This is a genomic window from Deinococcus sp. AB2017081, assembly GCF_034440735.1.
Lineage (GTDB): Bacteria > Deinococcota > Deinococci > Deinococcales > Deinococcaceae > Deinococcus > Deinococcus rufus.
The window spans coordinates 1,655,143-1,673,515 of the sequence record NZ_CP140098.1; the positions used below are offsets into that span (position 1 = coordinate 1,655,143).

An 18,373-nucleotide genomic window follows, 5' to 3' on the forward strand; every position below is an offset into this window, starting at 1 on the left:
CGCTGCCCGCACCGATCCGGGAGGTGATCCAGCTCCCGGTCAGGCGGCCGCTCTTCTGTTCACGCGTCCCGCCGCAGCTTGCCGCACTGCCACCACGCGGCGGCGCTGAATGCGGCACTCAGGATGAACACAGCCGGGTAGCCGCCCACATCGGCGAGCAGACCGCCCAGCACCGGCATGAACAGGGCCGCGCCCACCAGCGTGTTCAGCGTGCCGATGTAGCGGCTGCGCTCGCCCGCCGGGGCGATGTTGAGCAGGTGGTTGGTGTGGCCCAGGTTGAAGCCCTGAGCGGCCACCGAGGTCAGGATGAACACGCCCAGGTAGGCCCACGGGCCCAGCTCCAGCGCCCCGACCAGCACGGCATACAGCGGGGCGAGCCCGTAGAAGAACGTGGCGTAGCGGATGATCCGGCGTGAGCCCTTGCGTTCGGCCACGCGCTGCCACACGACGTTCGACAGCGGAGCGGCCCCGGTCAGCGCCATGACGAAGATGCCCAGGGTGGCAGGCGGGAACTTCAGCTCGCGCAGGGCGTTGGCGGCATAGAAGGGATCGCTCATGCTGGCCCCGGCCAGCAGCAGGCGCACGGTCAGGAAGGCCCGGAAGTGCGGATCGCGCAGCGTCTCGGGGATGGCCCGCAGTTCGCCGCGCACGCCCTGCGCGACCTGCGGCGGATCCGGCGGCTCGTCCACGCGCCCCAGCACCGCGTAACCGATGGTGTACGCGACGGTGCCCAGCGCGAAGATCAGCGCGTAATCGTAGGGAAACTCCAGGGGTGAGCCCAGGATCAGCCGGACGAGCAGGCCAGCCCCGAAGGCGAGCAGGCCCCCGTACAGGTTGCGGGTGCCGAAGAAGCGGGCGCGGCGCTCGCTGGGCACCGTCTTGCTGATGACCTCCAGAAACGGCAGGCCGGACACGCCCGACGCCAGCGAGTTGATCAGCATGGCGAGCACGAACAGCGTCAGGCACAGGGCGGGGCGATCCGCCAGCAGGCCCGCCACGAGCACCATCGCCAGGTACGCGCCGGTGCGCACGCCTGCCGCCGAGCGGTACACCGGCAGCTTGTACGGCAGGGCCCGCACCCGCGCCGCGACGAGGAGCTGCGGCAGCATCCACCCCCCGGCGGCGATGGACGGCAGCAGGCCGATCACCCAGTTCGGGGCGCCCAGACGCGCCGCGAAGCCGGCCACGACCACCGGCACGTTCAGGAAGCCGTCGCCCAGGGACGCGCCCCAGCCGTTCAGGATGCCCAGTTTCTCGTTGCGGCTCCATTCCACGCGCGGCATGGGGGGCATTATCCGTCCGGTTCCAGGGGGCGGTTCGGCGTGGCGGGACGCGGCGGGCACGCGACGTGATCCCCACCGGGTGTGCTCTACGCTGGTCACGTGAAGGTGAGGATCAAGGAGGTGGCTGTGGCCGCTGGCGTGAGCGCGGCCACGGTCTCCAAGGTGCTGTCGGGCCGGGCGGACTACCCGGTGCATGCCCGGACGGCCGAGCGGGTGCGCCGCGTGGCCCGCGATCTGGGCTACGTGCCGGACATCGCGGCGCGCCACCTGCGCACGCGGCAGACCGGGCAGCTGGGGGTCGTGCTGGAGGCGGTGGGGCCGTCCGAGCCGGACTCGCTGCTGGGCGGCCTGTCGGTGTCGCACGCGGTGCGGCGCACCTTCGACGGCGCGATCATGGCCGGCCTGAGCGAGGCGGCGCGGGAACTGGACGTGCCGGCGCTGGTGGTCTATCCCGGTGGTGACCTGGACGTGCGGTCGTTCCTGGATGGGCGGGTGGACGGCCTGCTGGTGAGCTGCGATCCGCTGCGCGGGCACGCCCTGCTGCGCGGCCTGACGGACGCGCCGGTGCCGATCGTGGCGCTGTGGACACAGGTGGCCCCGGCCGGGATCGGCGTGGTGGACGTGGATCACGCGTACGGTGCCGGTCTCGCGGTGCGCCACCTGCTGGAGCTGCGCCACCGCCGGATCGCGTTCTACGGCGGCGGGGCCGGCAGCGGCGTGGAACATTTCGCCCAGCGCGAGGCCGGTTACCGGCAGGCGCTGGAGCACGCGGGCCTGACGCCGCTCCCCGCCATCCACGACGGCGGACGCCTGCTCCAGGCCGTGCGGGACGGCGTGACCGCGGTGTTTGCCGAGACGGATCTGGGGGCGGCAGCGGCCTTCCACGCCCTGCACGGCGCGGGCCTGCGGGTGCCGGCAGACGTGTCGCTGGTGGGCTTCGACGACATCCAGGGCGCGGAGTACATCGCGGGAGGGCTGACCACGGTGTACCACCCGGCAGCAGAGATGGCGGTGGCCGGTGTCCAGAGTCTGGTGGCACGCCTGGAGGGCGAGTCGCCGCGCACCACGCTGCTGCCGCCCCGCCTGATCCAGCGGCGCTCCACCGCGCCGGTGCAGGGGCGCTAGCGCCCCGCCGGATGACCGGAACCCGCCGGCTGTGTAGACCGACGCTGCTTGGCAGACCTCGTGGCAGGGTGTACCATCGCCGTACCGAAATCGATTTCCCCAGGACGCGGTGGGCGCACCTCCATGCCGTGTCCTGGGCAGAGTCCGGGAGCATGGCGACCCGGTTCTGGGTGACGCGCCACCGCCCCCTGCGGGCCCTGCGCCCGCGCAAGGAGATCCATGAAACGACCCCGCATGCTCATGACCGCCGTGCTCGGCCTCTCCCTGCTCGCTGCGCCCGCCATGGCCCAGAAACCCGTGGTGGTCGGGGTCAGCTGGTCGAACTTCCAGGAGGAACGCTGGAAGACCGACGAGGCCGCCATCAAGGCCCAGCTCGACAAGGCCGGCGCGAAGTACCTGAGCGCCGACGCGCAGAGCAGCAACGAGAAGCAGCTCTCGGACATCGAGAGCCTGATCACGCGCGGCGCGACCGTGCTGATCGTGCTGGCCCAGGACAGTGAAGCGGTGCTGCCGGGGATCGCCAAGGCCAAGGCCGAGGGCATTCCCGTGATCTCCTATGACCGCCTGATCGAGGATCCGTGGGCGTACTACATCTCCTTCGATAACAAGGAGGTCGGCCGCCTGCAGGCGCGCATGATCCTGGCCGCCAAGCCCAGGGGCAACTACGCCTTCATCAAGGGCAGCCCCACCGATCCCAATGCCCAGCTCCTGTACGACGGCCAGCTGGAAGTCCTGGCCGCCGCGATCAAGTCCGGCGCGATCAAGAACGTGGGCAACCAGTTCACGGAAGGCTGGAAGCCGGAAGTCGCGCAGCGCAACATGGAGCAGATCCTGACTGCCAACGCCAACAAGATCGACGCCGTGGTCGCGTCGAACGACGGCACGGCCGGCGGCTCGGTCGCGGCGCTCGCCAGCGTGGGTCTGGCCGGCAAGGTGCCGGTGTCCGGCCAGGACGCCGACAAGGCCGCCCTGAACCGCATCGCGCTGGGCCAGCAGACCGGCACCGTGTGGAAGGACTCGCGCACCCTGGGCACCGAGGCCGCCAAGATCGCCGTGATGCTCTCGGGCGGCATGAAGGTCGCGTCGGTTCCCGGCGCGAAGCCGTTCAACGGTGGGCCGCGCAAGGTCAGCGTGTCCGGCACGCTGCTCAAGCCGGTCGTGATCACCAAGGCCAACCTGGGCACGCTGATCACCGCGAAGTGGGCCACCAAGGCCGAGATCTGCAAGGGCGTGACGGGCGCGTCGGCCCCGGCCGCCTGCCGCTGAAGTTTTCCTGACCCGCGTCACCGGGGCCACGGGCGATTCTGCCCGCGCCCCGGCTCGCGTGTGTCGGCCCCCCCTGGAGTCAAGGCATGCAGAGTAGTGTCCGTACCACCTCCCGCCCGGATCGTCTGAACCAGCTCGGTCTGGACGGGCGGCTCGTGTTCATGGTGCTGGCGATCGCCGGTATCTGGATCCTTTTCCACCTGTTCACGCAGGGCACCTTCATGAGTGCCCGCAACCTCTGGAACCTGTCGGTGCAGACCGCGTCGGTGGGTGTGATGGTCAGCGGCATGGTGCTGGTCATCGTGATGCGCAACATCGACCTGTCGATCGGCTCGATCCTGGGCTTCACCGGCATGTTCATGGCGGTCGTGAATACCCGCTTCATCACCGCCGACACGTGGTGGGGCACGCTGCTCACGCTGCTGCTGGGCCTGCTGCTCGGCGCGGTCGTCGGGGCCCTGCAGGGCACGTGGATCGCGCGGCTGGCCGTGCCGTCGTTCATCGTCACGCTGGGCGGCCTGCTGATCTTCCGGGGCGGCGCGTGGCTGCTCACCAGCGGGCAGACCATCGCCCCCCTGACCGAGAACTATCAGGTGCTCGGCGGCGGCCTGAACGGCGCGATCGGTGGCCCCGCCAGCTGGGCGGTCGGACTGCTGCTCATGGCGGCCATCGTCGCGTCGGATCTGCTCACGCGCCGTCAGCGTGAGCGCCGCGGCCTGCCCAACCGCAGCATGGGCCTGCAGCTGCTGTTCACGGGCGGCAGCCTGCTGGTCGTGCTGGGCTTCATCCTGGTCATGAACGGCTACCCCGATCCGCGCACCGGGCTCCCGCGCGGCATGCCGGTGCCGGTGCTGATCATGCTGGCGGTGACCGCCGTCATGATGTGGGTCGTGCGTTCCACCCGCTTCGGGCGCTATGTGTACGCCTACGGCGGCAACCCCGAGGCCGCGCGCCTGGCCGGGATCAACACCGAACGCCTGACCATCGCGGTGTTCGCCCTGATGGGCACGCTGGCCGCGCTGGCCGGCGCGATCCAGACGGCCCGCCTGAACGCCGGCACGAACTCCACCGGCACCCTTGCGGAACTCAGCGTGATTGCGGCGGCCGTGATCGGCGGCACCTCGCTGGCCGGCGGGACAGGCAGCATTCCCGGCGCGTTCCTGGGCGCGCTGCTGATGGCCAGCCTGATCAACGGCATGCTGCTGCTCGACCTGTCCAGCGCGTGGCAGAACGTCGTGCAGGGGCTGGTGCTCATGCTGGCCGTGACGCTCGATGTGATCGCGCAGAAGCGGAGGACGCGGTGACCGCCCACACGACAGCCACCCCCCTGATCGAGACCCGCGGCCTGTCCAAGGCCTTCGGCGGCGTGCACGCCCTGGAAGACGTGGACGTGCAGCTCTACCCCGGCGAGGTGCTGGGTCTGCTCGGCCACAACGGAGCCGGCAAGTCCACGCTGATCAAGATGCTCTCGGGGGCCTATACCGCCGACAGCGGCCAGGTGTTCATGAACGGCGAGGAGGTGAAACTCAGTTCCCCGCGTGCCGCGCAGAACCTGGGGATCGAGACCATCTACCAGAACCTCGCGCTGGCCGACAACCTGGACGTCGCCGCGAACATCTTCCTGGGGCGCGAACTGATGCGCGGCGGCCGGCTCGACGAGGACACCATGGAGCTCGAGTCGCGCAAGGTGCTCGACCGCCTGAAGGTGAACCTCCCGGATCTGAAGAAGCCCGTGTTCAACCTGTCCGGCGGGCAGCGCCAGTGCATCGCGATCAGCCGCGCGATCTACTTCAAGGCGCGGGTGCTGATCATGGACGAGCCCACCGCCGCCCTGGGGCCGCAGGAGACCGCCCAGGTGAACGAGCTGATCGGCTCGCTGAAGCAGGAGGGTGTGGGCATCTTCCTGATCAGCCACGACCTGCACGACGTGTTCGACCTCGCCGACCGCGTGACGGTCATGAAGAACGGCCGCGTGGTGGGCAGTTCCCCCACGAACCAGATCTCGCAGGACGAGGTGCTGGAGATGATCATCGCCGGGAAACTGCCCGTCCGGCACTGACCGGAGCGCTCCGATTGAATCCCGCAGAACTGCGGGTGGGGTACGACCGAAGGGACTAGGAGAAGTACGGATTTCGGGAGATGGACGTGCATCCGGTTCTTTCCCGGATGCACGGGAATCGGACGGAATCCGTATAAGGATGCGCCGCCGGTGGCCTGTGTCCCGGCGGCGCGTCCGTCTTCTTTACGCTCCCGGCAGCCGCAGCAGCCCCTCCAGCGCCACATACGCATCGGGCCGGGCCAGGAAGACCAGTTCGTCCTCGTCGGTCAGGCGCAGTTCGGGGCGGGGGAGACGCACGGTGCCGTCGCGGACGATGCCGATCACCTCGACCCCTGGCGGCAGGCTCAGCAGGTGCAGGCGTGCCCCGCGCCACGACGGCGGCACGCCCCGCCGGTACAGTTCCCGGTCTGACGTGGGGGCCGGGTCAGTGTCGGTGGGGGCATCGAAGGGGGTGGCCGGGGTGTCGGGCGCGCGGCGCGGGATGAAGCGCACCGTGTCGGGCAGCAGGGCCGGGCCGCCCTGATGCACGCCACTGTCCCGCCGCGACGTGAGCTGGGTGGGCAGCAGGCTGGGAACCCCGCTGAGCAGGTGCGCGAGGCCGCTCGACAGCAGGGCGATCGGCAGCAGCGCCTCGCCGCCCCACGCGACGCCCAGCAGGGCCGCGGCCAGCGGGACGTTCAGTGTCACGGTCAGGAAGGCGACCGCGCCGACCAGGGTGGACGTGGCGGTGTCGATCCCCAGGACACTGCCCAGCCCCGCGCCCAACAGCCCGCCCACCCCCACCGACGGCAGGATGCCGCCGCCGAAGGCGACGGCGGTGCCCAGCACCAGCAGTCCCCAGCGCCACGCGCCCTGCGACAGGCCCTCGGCGCCGGTGAAGCCGGAGACGGCCAGCTGCACGAAGCCGCTGCCGTCGCCCAGGACACTCGGCGTGACCAGCCACGCGACGGCGGCCGTGATCAGCCCGAAAATCCCGCCCAGCAGCGGGCGCAGCCAGCCCGTGGCGATCGGGATCGACCGAACCCGGCCGGTCAGCAGCAGCACCCAGCCGGCCAGCGTGACCAGCCCGGCGACCAGCACAAAGGCGGGCACCTGTGCGGCGGCCGGCACCTGCACGTCCGGCAGGCTCAACAGCGGTGAAAAGCCGTAGGCCAGACCGTACACGGCGCTGCCGGCCACGGCGGCCAGCACGCACGGCATCAGCACCTCGAACTCGAATTCGAAGCGGCGGTACAGCACCTCGACCACGAACACGGCCGCCGCCAGGGGCGCGTGCAGCACCGCGCCCAGCGCCGCCGCCGCGCCCGCCAGGGTCAGGGCACGGATCTCCACGGCGTCCAGCCGGGTCACGCGCTGCATCAGCCGGGTGCCGAGCTGCCCGGTCATGGTGAAGGCCGCGTCGCGCCCGACGAGCAGCCCGGAGCCGTAGCCCAGCACCGTGGCGGCCAGGGTGCGCAGCTGAACCCGCGCGTCCGGCCACTGTCCACGGGCGTGGTAGCCGCCGACGAGCTGGGTCAGCGGGCCGCCGGGCGTGGCCGGGATCAACCACGCATACGCCGCGCCGACGAAGGGCAGGGCCAGCAGGCCCCACGGCGTGGCCGTGCCGAAGGCGATCAGCAGGCCGCCCTCGCCGGGGGTGCCGGGTGGCGCGTAGCCGGTCACGGCCGCGCCCAGCGCGACGGCGCCGTCCAGCAGCGTCCGGAGCACGATGCACAGGCCGCCGATCAGCGCTCCGAGCAGCACGCTCAGCACGACCAGCCGGCCCGTCTCCAGGCGGGTCATCACGGCGCGGGGGAGTGGAGAACGCATCGCGTGCATGCTAGAGCAAATGCCCGCGCTGACGCGGCGTCCGGATTTCCGGCGGGCCGCAGCCGGCGTCGAGCGCATGGGCCCGGCGGCGTGAGCGGGTGCATCCGGGGCCACCGCTTTGCGGGCCGTGTCCAGCGCGCACCGATCCGGGGGCAGCGGCGGGATGAAGCCCTCATAAAGCCCCGGAGCCACCCACCCTCCAATCAGGGGCGCGTAAGATACGGGTCGCCCGCCGGAACCGGGGCCGAGACCACGTCCGTGTGGCCGCGTGTTCCGTCGTGAAAGGAGTGAGACCATGGCCTATACACTTCCCCCCCTGCCCTACGCCTACGACGCCCTGGAACCCCATATCGACGCCCGCACCATGGAGATCCACCACACCAAGCACCACCAGACCTACGTGGACAACGCCAACAAGGCGCTGGAAGGCACCGACATGGCCGACCTGCCGGTCGAGGAACTGATCACGAAACTGGATCAGGTGCCCGCCGACAAGAAGACCGCGCTGCGCAACAACGCGGGCGGCCACGCCAACCACTCGCTGTTCTGGACGGTGCTCGGCCCGCAGGGCAGCGGCCAGCCCAGCGGCGAGCTGCTCCAGGCGATCACCGACGCCTTCGGCTCCTACGACGCCTTCAAGGAGAAGTTCGAGGACGCCGCCAAGACCCGCTTCGGCAGCGGCTGGGCGTGGCTGGTCGTCAAGGACGGCAAGTTGAGCGTGGTGAGCACCGCCAACCAGGACAACCCGCTGATGGGCGAGGCGATCGCCGGCACGAGCGGCACCCCGATCCTGGGCGTGGACGTGTGGGAGCACGCGTACTACCTGAACTACCAGAACAAGCGCCCGGATTACCTCAAGGCCTTCTGGAACGCTGTGAACTGGGCGGAAGTCCAGAAGCGCTACGACGCCGCGAAGTAATCCCCGCACGACCCATCCCCGGTCACGGCCGGGGATTGTTTCATTCCCGGACGGCGCTCACCCGTGCGTCCACCGGCCCGCCCGGCTTAAGGGTCACGCCCGGGTGCAGGCCGGTGGGGCCGCCGCCCGGCACGTCGTAGTGCAGGCCACGCAGCAGCGTGGCCGTGATCAGCGTGGCCTCCAGCAGCGCGAGGTGGTTGCCGATGCACATCCGCGCGCCTGTCCCGAACGGCATGAAGGCGTCCGGCGTCCGCGCGCCGTCCAGCCAGCGCCCGGGTTCGAAGGCGTCCGGGCGCGGCCAGTGCCGGGCGCTGCGCTGCATCAGGAAGATGTTCACCGACACGTTCGCGCCCGCCGGCAGGTCGTACCCGGCGACCGTGACGGGCTCTGTCGCCTGACGCGGCACGATCCACGCGGGCGGGTACAGGCGCAGCGCCTCCTGGATGCACGCGTTCACGTACGGCAGGGCGCGCGCGTCGGCGGCGTCCGGGTCGCGCCCGGCCAGCACGGCACGCACCTCGGCGCGGGCGCGGGCTTGTACGTCCGGATGCCGCGCGAACTCCAGGAACAGGAACGTCAGCAGGTTCGCGGTCGTCTCGTGGCCCGCCAGGAACAGCGTCATGACCTCGTCGCGCACCTCGGCGTCGGTCAGGCCGCCGCCGCCGTCCTCGTCGCGCGCGGCGAGCAGCAGGCCCAGCAGGTCGCTCCCCGGCTCCGGGGCCGCGCGGCGCTGCGCGATGATCCGCGCGACGACGGTGTCCAGCGCCGCGCCGGCGCGGGTGGCCCGGCGGTTGGCGGGCGTGGGCCAGTGCGCCGGCAGATCGACGACCGCCCGGACGCGCTGCGTGGTGCGCTCCAGCAGCGGCGGCAGCTCGCGCTCGACCACCTCCAGTTCCGCGTCGCTGAGCCCGGTGCCGAACAGCACCGCCGAGATGGCCCGCAGCGTCACGCGCAGCATCTCGCCGCCGAGCTCCACGGGTTCCCCCGCCTGCGCCGCGCCGTGCAGGCGCTCCAGGGTGGGCCGGGTCGCCGCCACGATGTCGGCCGCCATGCCGGCCAGGGCGGGCCGGTGGAACGCGGGCTGCATCAGGCGGCGGTGGGTGCGCCACTCCGCGCCCTCGGCGGTCAGCAGGCCGGATCCCAGGAAGTCCCGCATCTTCTGGATGCCCCGGCCCTTGCGGAATGAGGCCGCCTTGTCCACGAGCACCTCGCGCGCCGCGGCGGGGTCGCTGACGAGCAGGATCTCGCGCGGCCCGACCCTGAAGCTCAGCACGTCGCCGTAGGCCACGCGCAGGTGCCGCATGTACCCCAGCGGATCGGCGCGCAGCACCCGCGCGTGCCCCAGGGGCGAGCGCGAGCGGGGGCCGGGCGGGCGGGACGGGCCGGGAGCAGCGGTCACGTCCGCACTGTAGAGCGCGCCGCCCCCGCGTGGGCTCCGAGGGGGGGCAGGGCGGCGAGCCGCCGCCGGAGCGCGCCACCATGCTCCGGCCACGACGTCTCCAGCGCGGTGAGCCGCTCGGTGAGTTCGGCGGCTGCACCGGGCCGCTCACGGGCCGCCCGGGCGTGCGCCAGGATCAGGGCGTCCACCGCCGCTGCCTCGGGCGCGGGGCCGGGATCCGGGGCGTCCGGGTCGGCGAGCAGCCGCAGGGCAGCGATCAGGGCCCCGGGGGGTGCGCCGTCTGCCCAGCGGCGGACGGCGTCTACGTCCCCCCGCCGCAGCGCCGCCCAGCCCAGGGTGTAGGCGTGCTGCTCACGCTCGTCCGGGGCGGGCTCGGTGCCCTCCAGCACGGCCAGCGAGGGGTGCTCCGTCTCGCCCCGCCGCAGCGCTGCCTGCGCCGCCACGCAGTGCGCCACGAAGGCGTACTCGCCGCTGCCGAGCGCGGCCATGCGGCCCAGCAGCTCCTGTGTGGCCACGTCGGCCACGTCCAGGCCGCACTGCACCTGCATGCTCAGCAGGGTCGCGGTGCGCCGCACGGTCAGCAGGGCCTCCCCGCGCACCTGCGCGAGCTCGACGACCTCCGCGTAGGTCTGCAGCGCCGCGCCGAGGTGGCCCAGCCGGAAGCGGCACACCGCCAGGTTGCCCAGGAGAGCGGGCAGCGCCTGTTCCGGCAGGTGCGGCCGCGCAGCGGCGAGCAGCGGCAGGGCGTCGCGGTACTGGCCATCGGCGAGCAGCACCCCGCCCAGGTTGCTGCGGGCCTGCGCGCCCAGCAGCGCGAGCCCGTGCCGGTCGGCGAGCTCGACGACGCCCTCCAGCGCGCGGCGCGCCAGGGCGTGCTCGCCGGCCATCGCGTGCAGCGTGGCGCTGATGAACTGCGCGTGCGTCAGGGACTTGGGATCGCCCAGCAGGCCCGCCAGGCGCAGCAGTTCGTCGCATTCCGATCGCGCTGCCGCACGGTCGCCGCGCTGCGAGGCGAGCTGCACCAGCGTGGCCGTGCCCTGGAAGGCCCGGCCCGTGCCGTCCAGGGGCTCGAGGCGGCGGCTGGCGCGCAGATCGGTCTCGGCGTCCGCGAACTGGCCCAGCTTGAAGAGGGCGGTGCCGCGCAGGGACAGGGCCGTGGCCCGCAGCGCGTCGGGCACGTCCAGCTCCAGCACGCGGCCCGCGATGGCCAGCGTGTCCGCGTACGCGGCGTCGAGCAGGTGGATCTGAGCCTCGCACAGGGCGATCTCGGCGTCGCCCAGGGGCGAGGCGGCCTGGAGGCCACGCAGCGCGGGCAGCAGGGCCCGGGCCCGCGGCACGTCGCCCACCGCGTTCAGGGCGATGCCGAAGACCTTCAGGGTGGTGCTCAGGGCCTCGGCGTCGTCCAGACCCAGCGCCACGGCGCGCTCGTAGGCCTGCGCGGCCTCGGGCATGGCGAAGGCGCGCTGGGCGTGGTCGCCGGCGTGCACCCACCAGAGCGCGGCGTCGCGCGTGCGGCCCCCGGCCTCGAAGCACTGCGCGACGTCCTGCGCCGCCGCCCCCGAGTCGGCCAGGGCCGTGGCCAGCGCCGCGTGCAGCACGCCGCGGCGCTGGCCCGGCAGGGCGCTGCGCAGCGCCTCGCGCTGCAGGTCGTGGCGCAGGGTCAGGCCCGCGCTCACCTCGTGCACGAAGCCGGCGGCCTCCAGGGTGCGGATCGCCTCCACGACCGCCCATTCGTCCAGGCCGCAGGCCTGCGCCAGCACCGCCGCGCCCAGCGGCAGGCCCTGGATGCTCAGGGTGTCGAGCACCCGCCGCGCCGCGCCGTCCAGCAGGTCGGCCCGCGCCAGCACCGCCTCCTGCACGGAACGCGGCAGCGGCAGGTGCGCGTAGCCGCCTGCCGCGTGGAAGTCCACATGCCAGCGCCCGCCGTCGTCCACGCGCACGTGCCCGCTGCCGATCAGGGCGCGCAGGGTCTCCAGGAAGAACAGCGGGTTGCCGCCGGTGGTCTGGAGCAGCGCCGCCGCGAACTGCGCGCCGCCCGCACCGGCGCTCAGGTGCTGCACCAGCGCCAGCACGTCGGCCCCCGTCAGCGGCGGCACCGTCACGGCGTGCAGGGTGCCGGCCGAGCGCTGGGCGCGCACCCACCCGTCGGCGGCGCTGCCCTGCAGCTCGAAGGCGCGGGCGGTGCCCACGAGCGCCGGGCGGCGGGCCGCAGGCAGGCCCGCCGCCCGCGTGACCAGCGCGCCCAGCACGTCCAGGCTGGCCGCATCGAGCGAGTGCAGGTCGTCGAAGACCACGCAGCCGCGCGGCCCGGCCGCCTCCAGCAGCGCTCCGGCCAGCGCCGCGTGCAGCTCCTGCCGCGCCGCGGCGCTGAACTCGCGCACCGCCGCCGTGTCCTGCAACTGCGCCAGCGCCGCGCGCGACGGGGCCGAGAGGGCCGCGGCCCCCACCTCCTCGAGCGTGAAGGCCACGGCGGCCAGGGGCCCGGCCGTGACTGCGCCCGGCACGACCACTGTGCGCTCCGACTGCCGCGCGAACTCCAGCGCCAGACGCGACTTGCCCACGCCCGGGTCGCCCACCAGCAGCGTGAAGGCGGCGCTGCCCTGCAGGGTGCGCAGCAGCTCCGCGCGCCCCACCAGCGGCAGGCGGGGGAGCCCGCGGGCGGGGGCCGGGGCCGTGCCGGGTTCGCCCAGCTGCTCCAGCCACGCCCGGGTCGCCACCAGCGGCGGGCGGCCGAACTCGCGGCGGGTCATGGCCTCGCACTCGGCGTAGACGCGCCGCGCCTCCGGGGCGTCGCGCAGCAGCACGCACAGCCGCAGCCATTCGCGCCGCGCGTCCTCCGACAGCGGGTCGAGGTCGCTCGCCCGGCGGGCCAGCGCCCGGGCCTCCCCCAGGTCGCCGCTGTCCTCGGCGCGGCGGGCGGCCCCGTGCACCGTCTCACGGTAGAACGCGGCCCAGTCGGCCCGCATGGCCCCCAGCCACTCGCCGAGCCGACCGGGCGCGCCCTCGATCCACGGCAGCAGCTCCGGGCCCGCGGCGTCCAGCGCCCCCGCCGTGTCGCCGGCCGCCGCCCGCTGCCGGGCCGTCGCCACGTCCGACACGAGCTGCGGCGAGACGGTCACGTGCGTGCCGGTCGGGTTCACCGCGTCCGCGAAGGGGCCGCGCGCCAGCCGGTGCAGCTCGACCCGCAGGTTCGAGCGCGCGTGCGCGGAGTCCTCCCACAGCAGGTGCGCCAGCGCCGAGCGTTCCGTCGGGCCGCCCAGCGCCAGCACGGCCAGCACCAGCGGCGGCTTTGCCTTGGCGCGTTCCGGCACCCGGGTCAGCTGCAGGGACATTCTCCCAGTGTAGGCACGCGGACGAGCGTTGTCGCCCCGATCTGCAACGTGCCCGCAACGCCCGGCCATGCACTGTCGGGTATGGCGACCAGCGCCCCCCACCACCCGGCACCGCCGCTGGCCCACTTCACCGTGACGGTGCATGCCAGCGGCGTGGACGTCGTGGATCATGCCGACGCCAGCCGGCACACCTTCGGCACCCTGCTTGCCGCCCTGGGCTACATGGAACTCGTGTGCCGCACGCGGGAGCGGACGGTGCGTGACGGTGGGTTGCTGTAGAGAGGGCGCGGTGCACAGGGACGCCGCCGTCCGGTACCGGGACGGCGGCGTCACGTCACGCTCGGGACGATCCGCTGGCTACTTCCGGCAGGTCAGATCCACGCGGAAGCTGGGGTCGGCCACGCTGAACTTCGCCTTGAGCCCGTCGGCGGTCTTGGGCTCGATGTCCAGCAGGAACTTCTGCGCGGGCATGGCCTGGACGGCGGCGGCGTCCATCTTGGTCTCGGGGAAGATCGCGAAGGTGTAGACCGTGCCGGTGCCCTGCGGCAGCTTGGCGTAGGTCTTGTCCTGCCAGCCGCTGCGCCAGCTCCTGGCCCAGCTGTCTCCATCCGCGAAGGTCACGTTCACCGCGCCGTTGTAGTGGATCCCCGCGTCATCCATGCGCAGGGTCTGGGTGGTGCCGTTCTTCAGCTCGATGGTCACGCCCCAGCCGTCGCCGTAGTACTGATCCTGCACGGGCGCGACCTTCGTGACGCGCATGCGCCAGATGCCGTTGAACAGCCACTCGTTCACGCAGCCGGACACACTGGCCTTCTGGTTCGCGCCGCCCTGTGCGGTCAGGATGCGCTGAAGATCGGCGAGCTTGACGTAGGTCACGCCGCCGATCACGGTGGTGGGCACACTGGCGGGCTGTCCGTTGAGGGTCAACGTGACGGGCGCGGCCAGGGCGGCAGCGGTGCTCAGGGTCGTCAGGGCGGTCAGCAGGGTCATCAGTCGCATGTGGAATCCTCCCGGATGCGGTGCTCACGGCGCCGCTGTCCTGTGCCGTGATGGTGCTCCGGCGACCGTTGCGCAGGCGTTGCGCCGCTGCACGCCCCGCCCCCATGCAGACCTAACGACCGTTTGTTAGACTGTGGTCAACAATGACCCAGCCCGACACCAGCACCGTCCCGGTGCCGCCCTCCGCGTCCGCGTGGCCGGACGCCCTCGCGCGCCTTGCCGCTGACCGGGCCACCGTCCACGCCGGCGGCGGTGCCAGGGCCCAGCAGCGCCAGCACGACAGGAACCGCCTGACCGCCCGCGAGCGCATCCGGCAACTGATCGACGTTCAGACCCCCTTCGACGAACTGATGACCTTCGCCGGCTGGGAGATGTACGGGGACGTCGGTGGCTGCCCCAGCGGCGGCACCGTCACCGGCATCGGCCAGATTCAGGGCCGTCCGTGGATGATCATCGCCAACGACGCCACCGTGAAGGCGGGCGCGTTCTTCCCGATCACCGCGAAGAAGGTCATCCGGGCGCAGACCATCGCGCTGGAAAACCACCTGCCGGTCGTGTACCTCGTGGATAGTGCGGGCGTGTACCTGCCGATGCAGGACGAGATCTTCCCGGACCAGGACGACTTCGGGCGCGTGTTCTACCTGAACGCCCGCATGAGCGCGCGCGGCATCCCGCAGATCGCCGCGATCATGGGCAACTGCGTCGCGGGCGGCGCGTACCTGCCCGTCATGTGTGACACCCTGATCATGACCGAGGGCTCCGGCCTGTACCTCGCCGGGCCCGCGCTGGTGAAGGCCGCCATCGGACAGGTCGTGGACAGCGAGGAGCTGGGCGGGGCGGGCATGCACGCCTCCATCGCGGGCACCGTCGATTACAAGGAGCCGGACGACGCCGCCGCATTGAGGCGCATCCGTGCGCTGGCCGACCTGTACGCGCAGGGCGACCCCGCCCCCTTCGCCCGTCGCCGGAAGGAGACGCTGCCCGCCCCGGAACGCGACCTCACCGACCTCGTCGGCTTCGACGGCAGCAAGACCTACGACGTGCGCGACCTCATCACCGCCCTGGTCGATGGGGGAGAGTTCCACGAGTTCAAGCCCGAGTACGGCGAGACCCTCGTGTGCGGCTTCGCCCGCGCCGGTGGCTACCCGGTCGCGTTCGTGGCGAACCAGCGCACGGTCATCAAGAAGAAGCTCAAGAGCGGCGGCGAACCCGGCCTGCGCACCCGCATCGAGGTCGGCGGCGTCATCTACGGCGACAGCGCCGACAAGGCCGCCCGCTTCATCATGGACGCCAACCAGGCGGGCGTGCCCCTCGTGTTCCTGAGTGACGTGACCGGCTTCATGGTCGGCCGCGACAGCGAACAGGAGGGCATCATCCGGCGCGGCGCGAAACTCGTGAACGCGGTCAGCAACAGCGTCGTCCCGAAGATCACCATCATCACCGGCGGGTCTTTCGGCGCGGGAAACTACGCCATGAACGGCAAGGCCTACGCCCCCCGCTTCCTGTTCGCGTGGCCCAGCGCCAAGTACGCCGTCATGAGCGGCAACGCCGCCGCCAAGACCCTCATGGACATCCAGCTCGCCGCCCTGAAACGCGCCGGTCGTGAACCCGACGACGAGGACATCCTGCGCCTCTACGACGAGGTCAAGAGCAAGTACGACACCGAACTCGATCCCCGCTACGCCGCTGCCCGCCTGTGGGTGGACGAGATCATTGAGCCGAACGACACCCGCGAGCGTCTGATCCGCGCCCTTGAAGCCTGCGCCCAGAACCCCCACCAGGACGAATTCCGCGTCGGCGTGTTCCAGGTGTAACTCCGTCGATGGTTGAAAGATGACCCGCCTTCCTCCATCACCCATCAACCCTCCGAAGGAGCCCCCCATGACCAGCACCCTGAACCGTCCCGACGCCATGAACCCGAACACGCAGCCCCTGAACGACGACCAGCGCACGATCATCAATGCGCTGAAGTCGTTCCTGAAGAACAAGGTGGAACCCGGCGCGGCCGAGCGTGACCAGACCAGCGAGTTCCCCATGCAGATCGTCCGTGAACTCGGCGAGATGGGCATCATGGGCGCGCAGACGCCTGAGGAGTACGGCGGCACCGGGCTGGACACGGCGACGTTCGCCATGATCATCGAAGAAATCGCGGCGGTGGACGGCAGCCTGTGCCTGACCGTCGCTTCGCACAACAGCCTGTGCCAGGGCCACATCCTGATCGGCGGCACGGAAGCGCAGAAGCAGAAGTTCCTCCCTGCCCTGGCGAGCGCGGAGAAGCTGGGCGCGTGGGGCCTGACGGAACCCGGCAGCGGCAGCGACAGCGGCGGCATGCAGAGCAACGCGAAGGAGCAGCCGGACGGCTCGTGGATCCTGAACGGCAGCAAGAACTTCATCACGCAGGGCAGCGTCGGCGGCACGTACGTGATCCTCGCCCGCACCGACCCCGCCCGCCCCGGCAAGGGCAAGAACGACGGCATCAGCGCTTTCGTGTTCAACCGCGACGAGGTTCAGGGCTTCAGCATCGGCCGCAAGGAAGACAAGCTCGGCCTGCGCTCCAGTGACACCGCGCAGCTGATCTTCGAGGACATCCACCTGCCCGCTGACGCCCTGCTGGGCGAGCGTGGCAACGCCTTCAAAGACGTCATGAAAGTCCTCGACGGGGGCCGCGTCGGCATTGCCGCCATGGGCCTCGGCCTGGGCCGCGCCGCGTTCGAGTACGCCACGCGCTACACGCTGGAACGCGAACAGTTCGGCAAGCCCATCGCCACGAACCAGAACATCAGCTTCCGCCTCGCCGACATGGACACCAAACTGGAGGCCGCGCGCCTCCTGATCCGCAAGGCCGCCGACCTCAAGGACGCCGGCATGAACTTCACGGTGCCCGTCGCCCGCGCCAAGCTGTACGCGACCACGGTGGGCGTCGAGGCCTGCGACGAGGCCATCCAGATGCTCGGCGGGTACGGGTACATCAAGGAATATCCCGTGGAACGCATGTGGCGCGACAACCGCCTCACCCGCATCGGCGAGGGCACCGACGAGGTGCAGCGGCTGGTGATCAGCCGCGACGTGCTAAGGCGCTTTGCGGAGTAATGCAAAGCGCGGATGCGCGACAGGGCGGGCGGCAGGCAGCATGCACGCCATGCCCCCCAGCAACCCGACCCTGAACCCCAGCGCCCTGACCCCGCCGGCCATCTTGAGCACCGCCCGGCTGCGGCTGGTGCCGCTGGGGCCAGTTCACCTGGATGACACCCTGGCCGTGCTGGCAAACCGCGACTTCATGCGCCTCACCGGCACGCACGCCACCTTCACGCGCGACCAAGTGGCCGCCTTCCTGCACCGCATCGGCTCCGCCGCCGACCGCGCCGACTGGGCCATCCTGCACGCCACTGGCGGCGCGTACGTGGGCGAGGCTGTTCTCAACCAGCTCGACGCCGACAACCTGAGCATGAATTACCGCATCACCCTGCAGGCCAGCGGTGACGTGAACCGCGGCTACGGCACCGAGGTCACGCGCGCCGTGCTCGCCTACGCCTTCGACGTGATCGGCCTGCACCGCGTGAGCCTCGGCGTGTACGCCTTCAACCGCCGCGCCCGGCGCGTGTACGAGAAGTGCGGCTTCATCCACGAAGGCACGGAACGCCACGCCCTGTGGTGGGACGGCGCGTGGATCGACCAGCACCGCATGGCCATTCTGCACAGCGACCCCCGCAGCTGACGGGAGTGGTGGTCGCCCCAGTGTGGGCCTCACGCTCGTCAGGAGGGCCGGCTCTGGAACGTCACGCTCACCGTGCACATTACGCACGCTGATCGGTCAATCGACCTGTGACCTGCTGGTGCGACAATCAGCCATGAAACGCGAACAGCTTGTGGCGGTGGGGGCGGTGCGCACTGGGAAGGGCGTCGTGCATCTTCAGCGCAACACTCTGATGTTCTGGTTCATCGAAGGCCGTCTTGATAGCGTCGAGGTGTTGACCAGTCCCTATCACGGCCTGTCCGACCTCGTGAACTGTTGTGGCGTTGACCCCTTCTCCAGCGACCTCCTGGGATGGTGTGCGGTGCAGGGGATGTCCGTGACCATGATGCACGAGAAGGGTGGGGAGCAGCTCTGGAAGACCTCCTCCGGAGCCCTGATCGCCCTTCAGGAGGGGCGGCTCTGGAACGTCAGCCTGACCCTGTAACGCG

At 71.4% G+C, this 18,373-nt stretch carries 15 protein-coding genes; 10 read left to right on the forward strand and 5 right to left on the reverse strand.

Annotated features, from left to right (window positions below):
* Nucleotides 1-59: 59 nt before the first annotated feature.
* Nucleotides 60-1,283: an MFS transporter gene (locus tag U2P90_RS08020; RefSeq protein WP_295822030.1), complete on the reverse strand. Its 1,224-nt coding sequence runs from the start codon at nucleotides 1,281-1,283 to the stop codon at nucleotides 60-62.
* A gap of 99 nt (nucleotides 1,284-1,382) precedes the next feature.
* On the opposite strand from U2P90_RS08020, the gene U2P90_RS08025 reads away from it, so the two are divergent.
* The 4 genes from U2P90_RS08025 to U2P90_RS08040 all read left to right on the forward strand — a co-directional run bounded on the left by U2P90_RS08025 (nucleotide 1,383) and on the right by U2P90_RS08040 (nucleotide 5,733).
* Entirely contained in the window at nucleotides 1,383-2,408 is a 1,026-nt protein-coding gene (locus tag U2P90_RS08025) for a LacI family DNA-binding transcriptional regulator (RefSeq protein WP_322474507.1), read from the forward strand.
* A 219-nt stretch (nucleotides 2,409-2,627) separates the two neighbouring features.
* Entirely contained in the window at nucleotides 2,628-3,674 is a 1,047-nt protein-coding gene (gene xylF / locus U2P90_RS08030; RefSeq protein ID WP_295822034.1) for a D-xylose ABC transporter substrate-binding protein, read from the forward strand.
* An 86-nt stretch (nucleotides 3,675-3,760) separates the two neighbouring features.
* Nucleotides 3,761-4,978, forward strand: a complete 1,218-nt coding sequence (locus U2P90_RS08035) for a sugar ABC transporter permease (RefSeq protein ID WP_295822037.1) — start codon at nucleotides 3,761-3,763, stop codon at nucleotides 4,976-4,978.
* Nucleotides 4,975-5,733 carry an ATP-binding cassette domain-containing protein gene (locus U2P90_RS08040; protein WP_295822039.1) on the forward strand — a complete coding sequence of 253 codons (759 nt, stop codon included), beginning with the start codon at nucleotides 4,975-4,977 and terminating at the stop codon, nucleotides 5,731-5,733. The genes U2P90_RS08035 and U2P90_RS08040 overlap by 4 nt, the downstream gene beginning before the upstream one ends.
* A 183-nt stretch (nucleotides 5,734-5,916) precedes the next feature.
* Here U2P90_RS08040 and U2P90_RS08045 read toward each other — a convergent pair whose 3' ends face one another.
* A complete protein-coding gene (locus U2P90_RS08045; RefSeq protein WP_322474508.1) occupies nucleotides 5,917-7,542 on the reverse strand; it encodes a chloride channel protein in 1,626 nt (541 codons plus the stop codon).
* A 295-nt stretch (nucleotides 7,543-7,837) separates the two neighbouring features.
* On the opposite strand from U2P90_RS08045, the gene sodA reads away from it, so the two are divergent.
* Nucleotides 7,838-8,461: a superoxide dismutase [Mn] gene (sodA, locus tag U2P90_RS08050; RefSeq protein ID WP_295823304.1), complete on the forward strand. Its 624-nt coding sequence runs from the start codon at nucleotides 7,838-7,840 to the stop codon at nucleotides 8,459-8,461.
* A gap of 40 nt (nucleotides 8,462-8,501) precedes the next feature.
* Here sodA and U2P90_RS08055 read toward each other — a convergent pair whose 3' ends face one another.
* Both U2P90_RS08055 and U2P90_RS08060 read right to left on the reverse strand, forming a co-directional pair.
* The gene (locus U2P90_RS08055; protein WP_322474509.1) at nucleotides 8,502-9,860 is read right to left on the reverse strand and encodes a cytochrome P450; all 1,359 of its coding nucleotides are present in this window, start codon (nucleotides 9,858-9,860) and stop codon (nucleotides 8,502-8,504) included.
* Nucleotides 9,857-13,192 carry an ATP-binding protein gene (locus U2P90_RS08060; protein WP_322474510.1) on the reverse strand — a complete coding sequence of 1,112 codons (3,336 nt, stop codon included), beginning with the start codon at nucleotides 13,190-13,192 and terminating at the stop codon, nucleotides 9,857-9,859. Before U2P90_RS08060 ends, U2P90_RS08055 begins: the two co-directional genes overlap by 4 nt.
* 81 nt (nucleotides 13,193-13,273) lie before the next feature.
* Between U2P90_RS08060 and U2P90_RS08065 the strand changes: the two genes are divergently transcribed.
* The gene (locus tag U2P90_RS08065; RefSeq protein WP_295823498.1) at nucleotides 13,274-13,471 is read left to right on the forward strand and encodes a hypothetical protein; all 198 of its coding nucleotides are present in this window, start codon (nucleotides 13,274-13,276) and stop codon (nucleotides 13,469-13,471) included.
* Between the two features lie 78 nt (nucleotides 13,472-13,549).
* Here the strand turns inward: U2P90_RS08065 and U2P90_RS08070 are convergent, their stop codons facing one another.
* Nucleotides 13,550-14,191: a hypothetical protein gene (locus U2P90_RS08070; RefSeq protein ID WP_295823499.1), complete on the reverse strand. Its 642-nt coding sequence runs from the start codon at nucleotides 14,189-14,191 to the stop codon at nucleotides 13,550-13,552.
* Between the two features lie 143 nt (nucleotides 14,192-14,334).
* Here U2P90_RS08070 and U2P90_RS08075 point away from each other — a divergent pair, with 143 nt between their 5' ends.
* The 4 genes from U2P90_RS08075 (at nucleotide 14,335) to U2P90_RS08090 (ending at nucleotide 18,369) form a co-directional block, all read left to right on the forward strand.
* Nucleotides 14,335-16,005 (forward strand): acyl-CoA carboxylase subunit beta, encoded by a 1,671-nt coding sequence (locus tag U2P90_RS08075; protein WP_322474511.1) that lies wholly within the window; start codon nucleotides 14,335-14,337, stop codon nucleotides 16,003-16,005.
* A 67-nt stretch (nucleotides 16,006-16,072) separates the two neighbouring features.
* On the forward strand, nucleotides 16,073-17,281 hold the full coding sequence (locus U2P90_RS08080) for an acyl-CoA dehydrogenase family protein (RefSeq protein ID WP_322474512.1): 1,209 nt from the start codon (nucleotides 16,073-16,075) through the stop codon (nucleotides 17,279-17,281).
* 49 nt (nucleotides 17,282-17,330) lie between these two features.
* Nucleotides 17,331-17,906, forward strand: a complete 576-nt coding sequence (locus tag U2P90_RS08085) for a GNAT family N-acetyltransferase (protein WP_322474513.1) — start codon at nucleotides 17,331-17,333, stop codon at nucleotides 17,904-17,906.
* A 133-nt stretch (nucleotides 17,907-18,039) separates the two neighbouring features.
* Nucleotides 18,040-18,369 carry a hypothetical protein gene (locus U2P90_RS08090; protein WP_322474514.1) on the forward strand — a complete coding sequence of 110 codons (330 nt, stop codon included), beginning with the start codon at nucleotides 18,040-18,042 and terminating at the stop codon, nucleotides 18,367-18,369.
* Nucleotides 18,370-18,373 lie beyond the last annotated feature (4 nt).

What these genes read in the sequence shown, in the direction of transcription:
- U2P90_RS08020 (WP_295822030.1), bottom strand. Translation starts at nt 1,283, where the DNA reads ATGCCGCGCGTGGAATGGAGCCGCAACGAGAAACTGGGCATCCTGAAC.
- xylF (WP_295822034.1), top strand. Translation starts at nt 2,628, where the DNA reads ATGAAACGACCCCGCATGCTCATGACCGCCGTGCTCGGCCTCTCCCTG.
- U2P90_RS08035 (WP_295822037.1), top strand. Translation starts at nt 3,761, where the DNA reads ATGCAGAGTAGTGTCCGTACCACCTCCCGCCCGGATCGTCTGAACCAG.
- U2P90_RS08045 (WP_322474508.1), bottom strand. Translation starts at nt 7,542, where the DNA reads ATGCGTTCTCCACTCCCCCGCGCCGTGATGACCCGCCTGGAGACGGGC.
- sodA (WP_295823304.1), top strand. Translation starts at nt 7,838, where the DNA reads ATGGCCTATACACTTCCCCCCCTGCCCTACGCCTACGACGCCCTGGAA.
- U2P90_RS08060 (WP_322474510.1), bottom strand. Translation starts at nt 13,192, where the DNA reads ATGTCCCTGCAGCTGACCCGGGTGCCGGAACGCGCCAAGGCAAAGCCG.
- U2P90_RS08065 (WP_295823498.1), top strand. Translation starts at nt 13,274, where the DNA reads ATGGCGACCAGCGCCCCCCACCACCCGGCACCGCCGCTGGCCCACTTC.
- U2P90_RS08070 (WP_295823499.1), bottom strand. Translation starts at nt 14,191, where the DNA reads ATGCGACTGATGACCCTGCTGACCGCCCTGACGACCCTGAGCACCGCT.
- U2P90_RS08075 (WP_322474511.1), top strand. Translation starts at nt 14,335, where the DNA reads ATGACCCAGCCCGACACCAGCACCGTCCCGGTGCCGCCCTCCGCGTCC.
- U2P90_RS08080 (WP_322474512.1), top strand. Translation starts at nt 16,073, where the DNA reads ATGACCAGCACCCTGAACCGTCCCGACGCCATGAACCCGAACACGCAG.
- U2P90_RS08085 (WP_322474513.1), top strand. Translation starts at nt 17,331, where the DNA reads ATGCCCCCCAGCAACCCGACCCTGAACCCCAGCGCCCTGACCCCGCCG.
- U2P90_RS08090 (WP_322474514.1), top strand. Translation starts at nt 18,040, where the DNA reads ATGAAACGCGAACAGCTTGTGGCGGTGGGGGCGGTGCGCACTGGGAAG.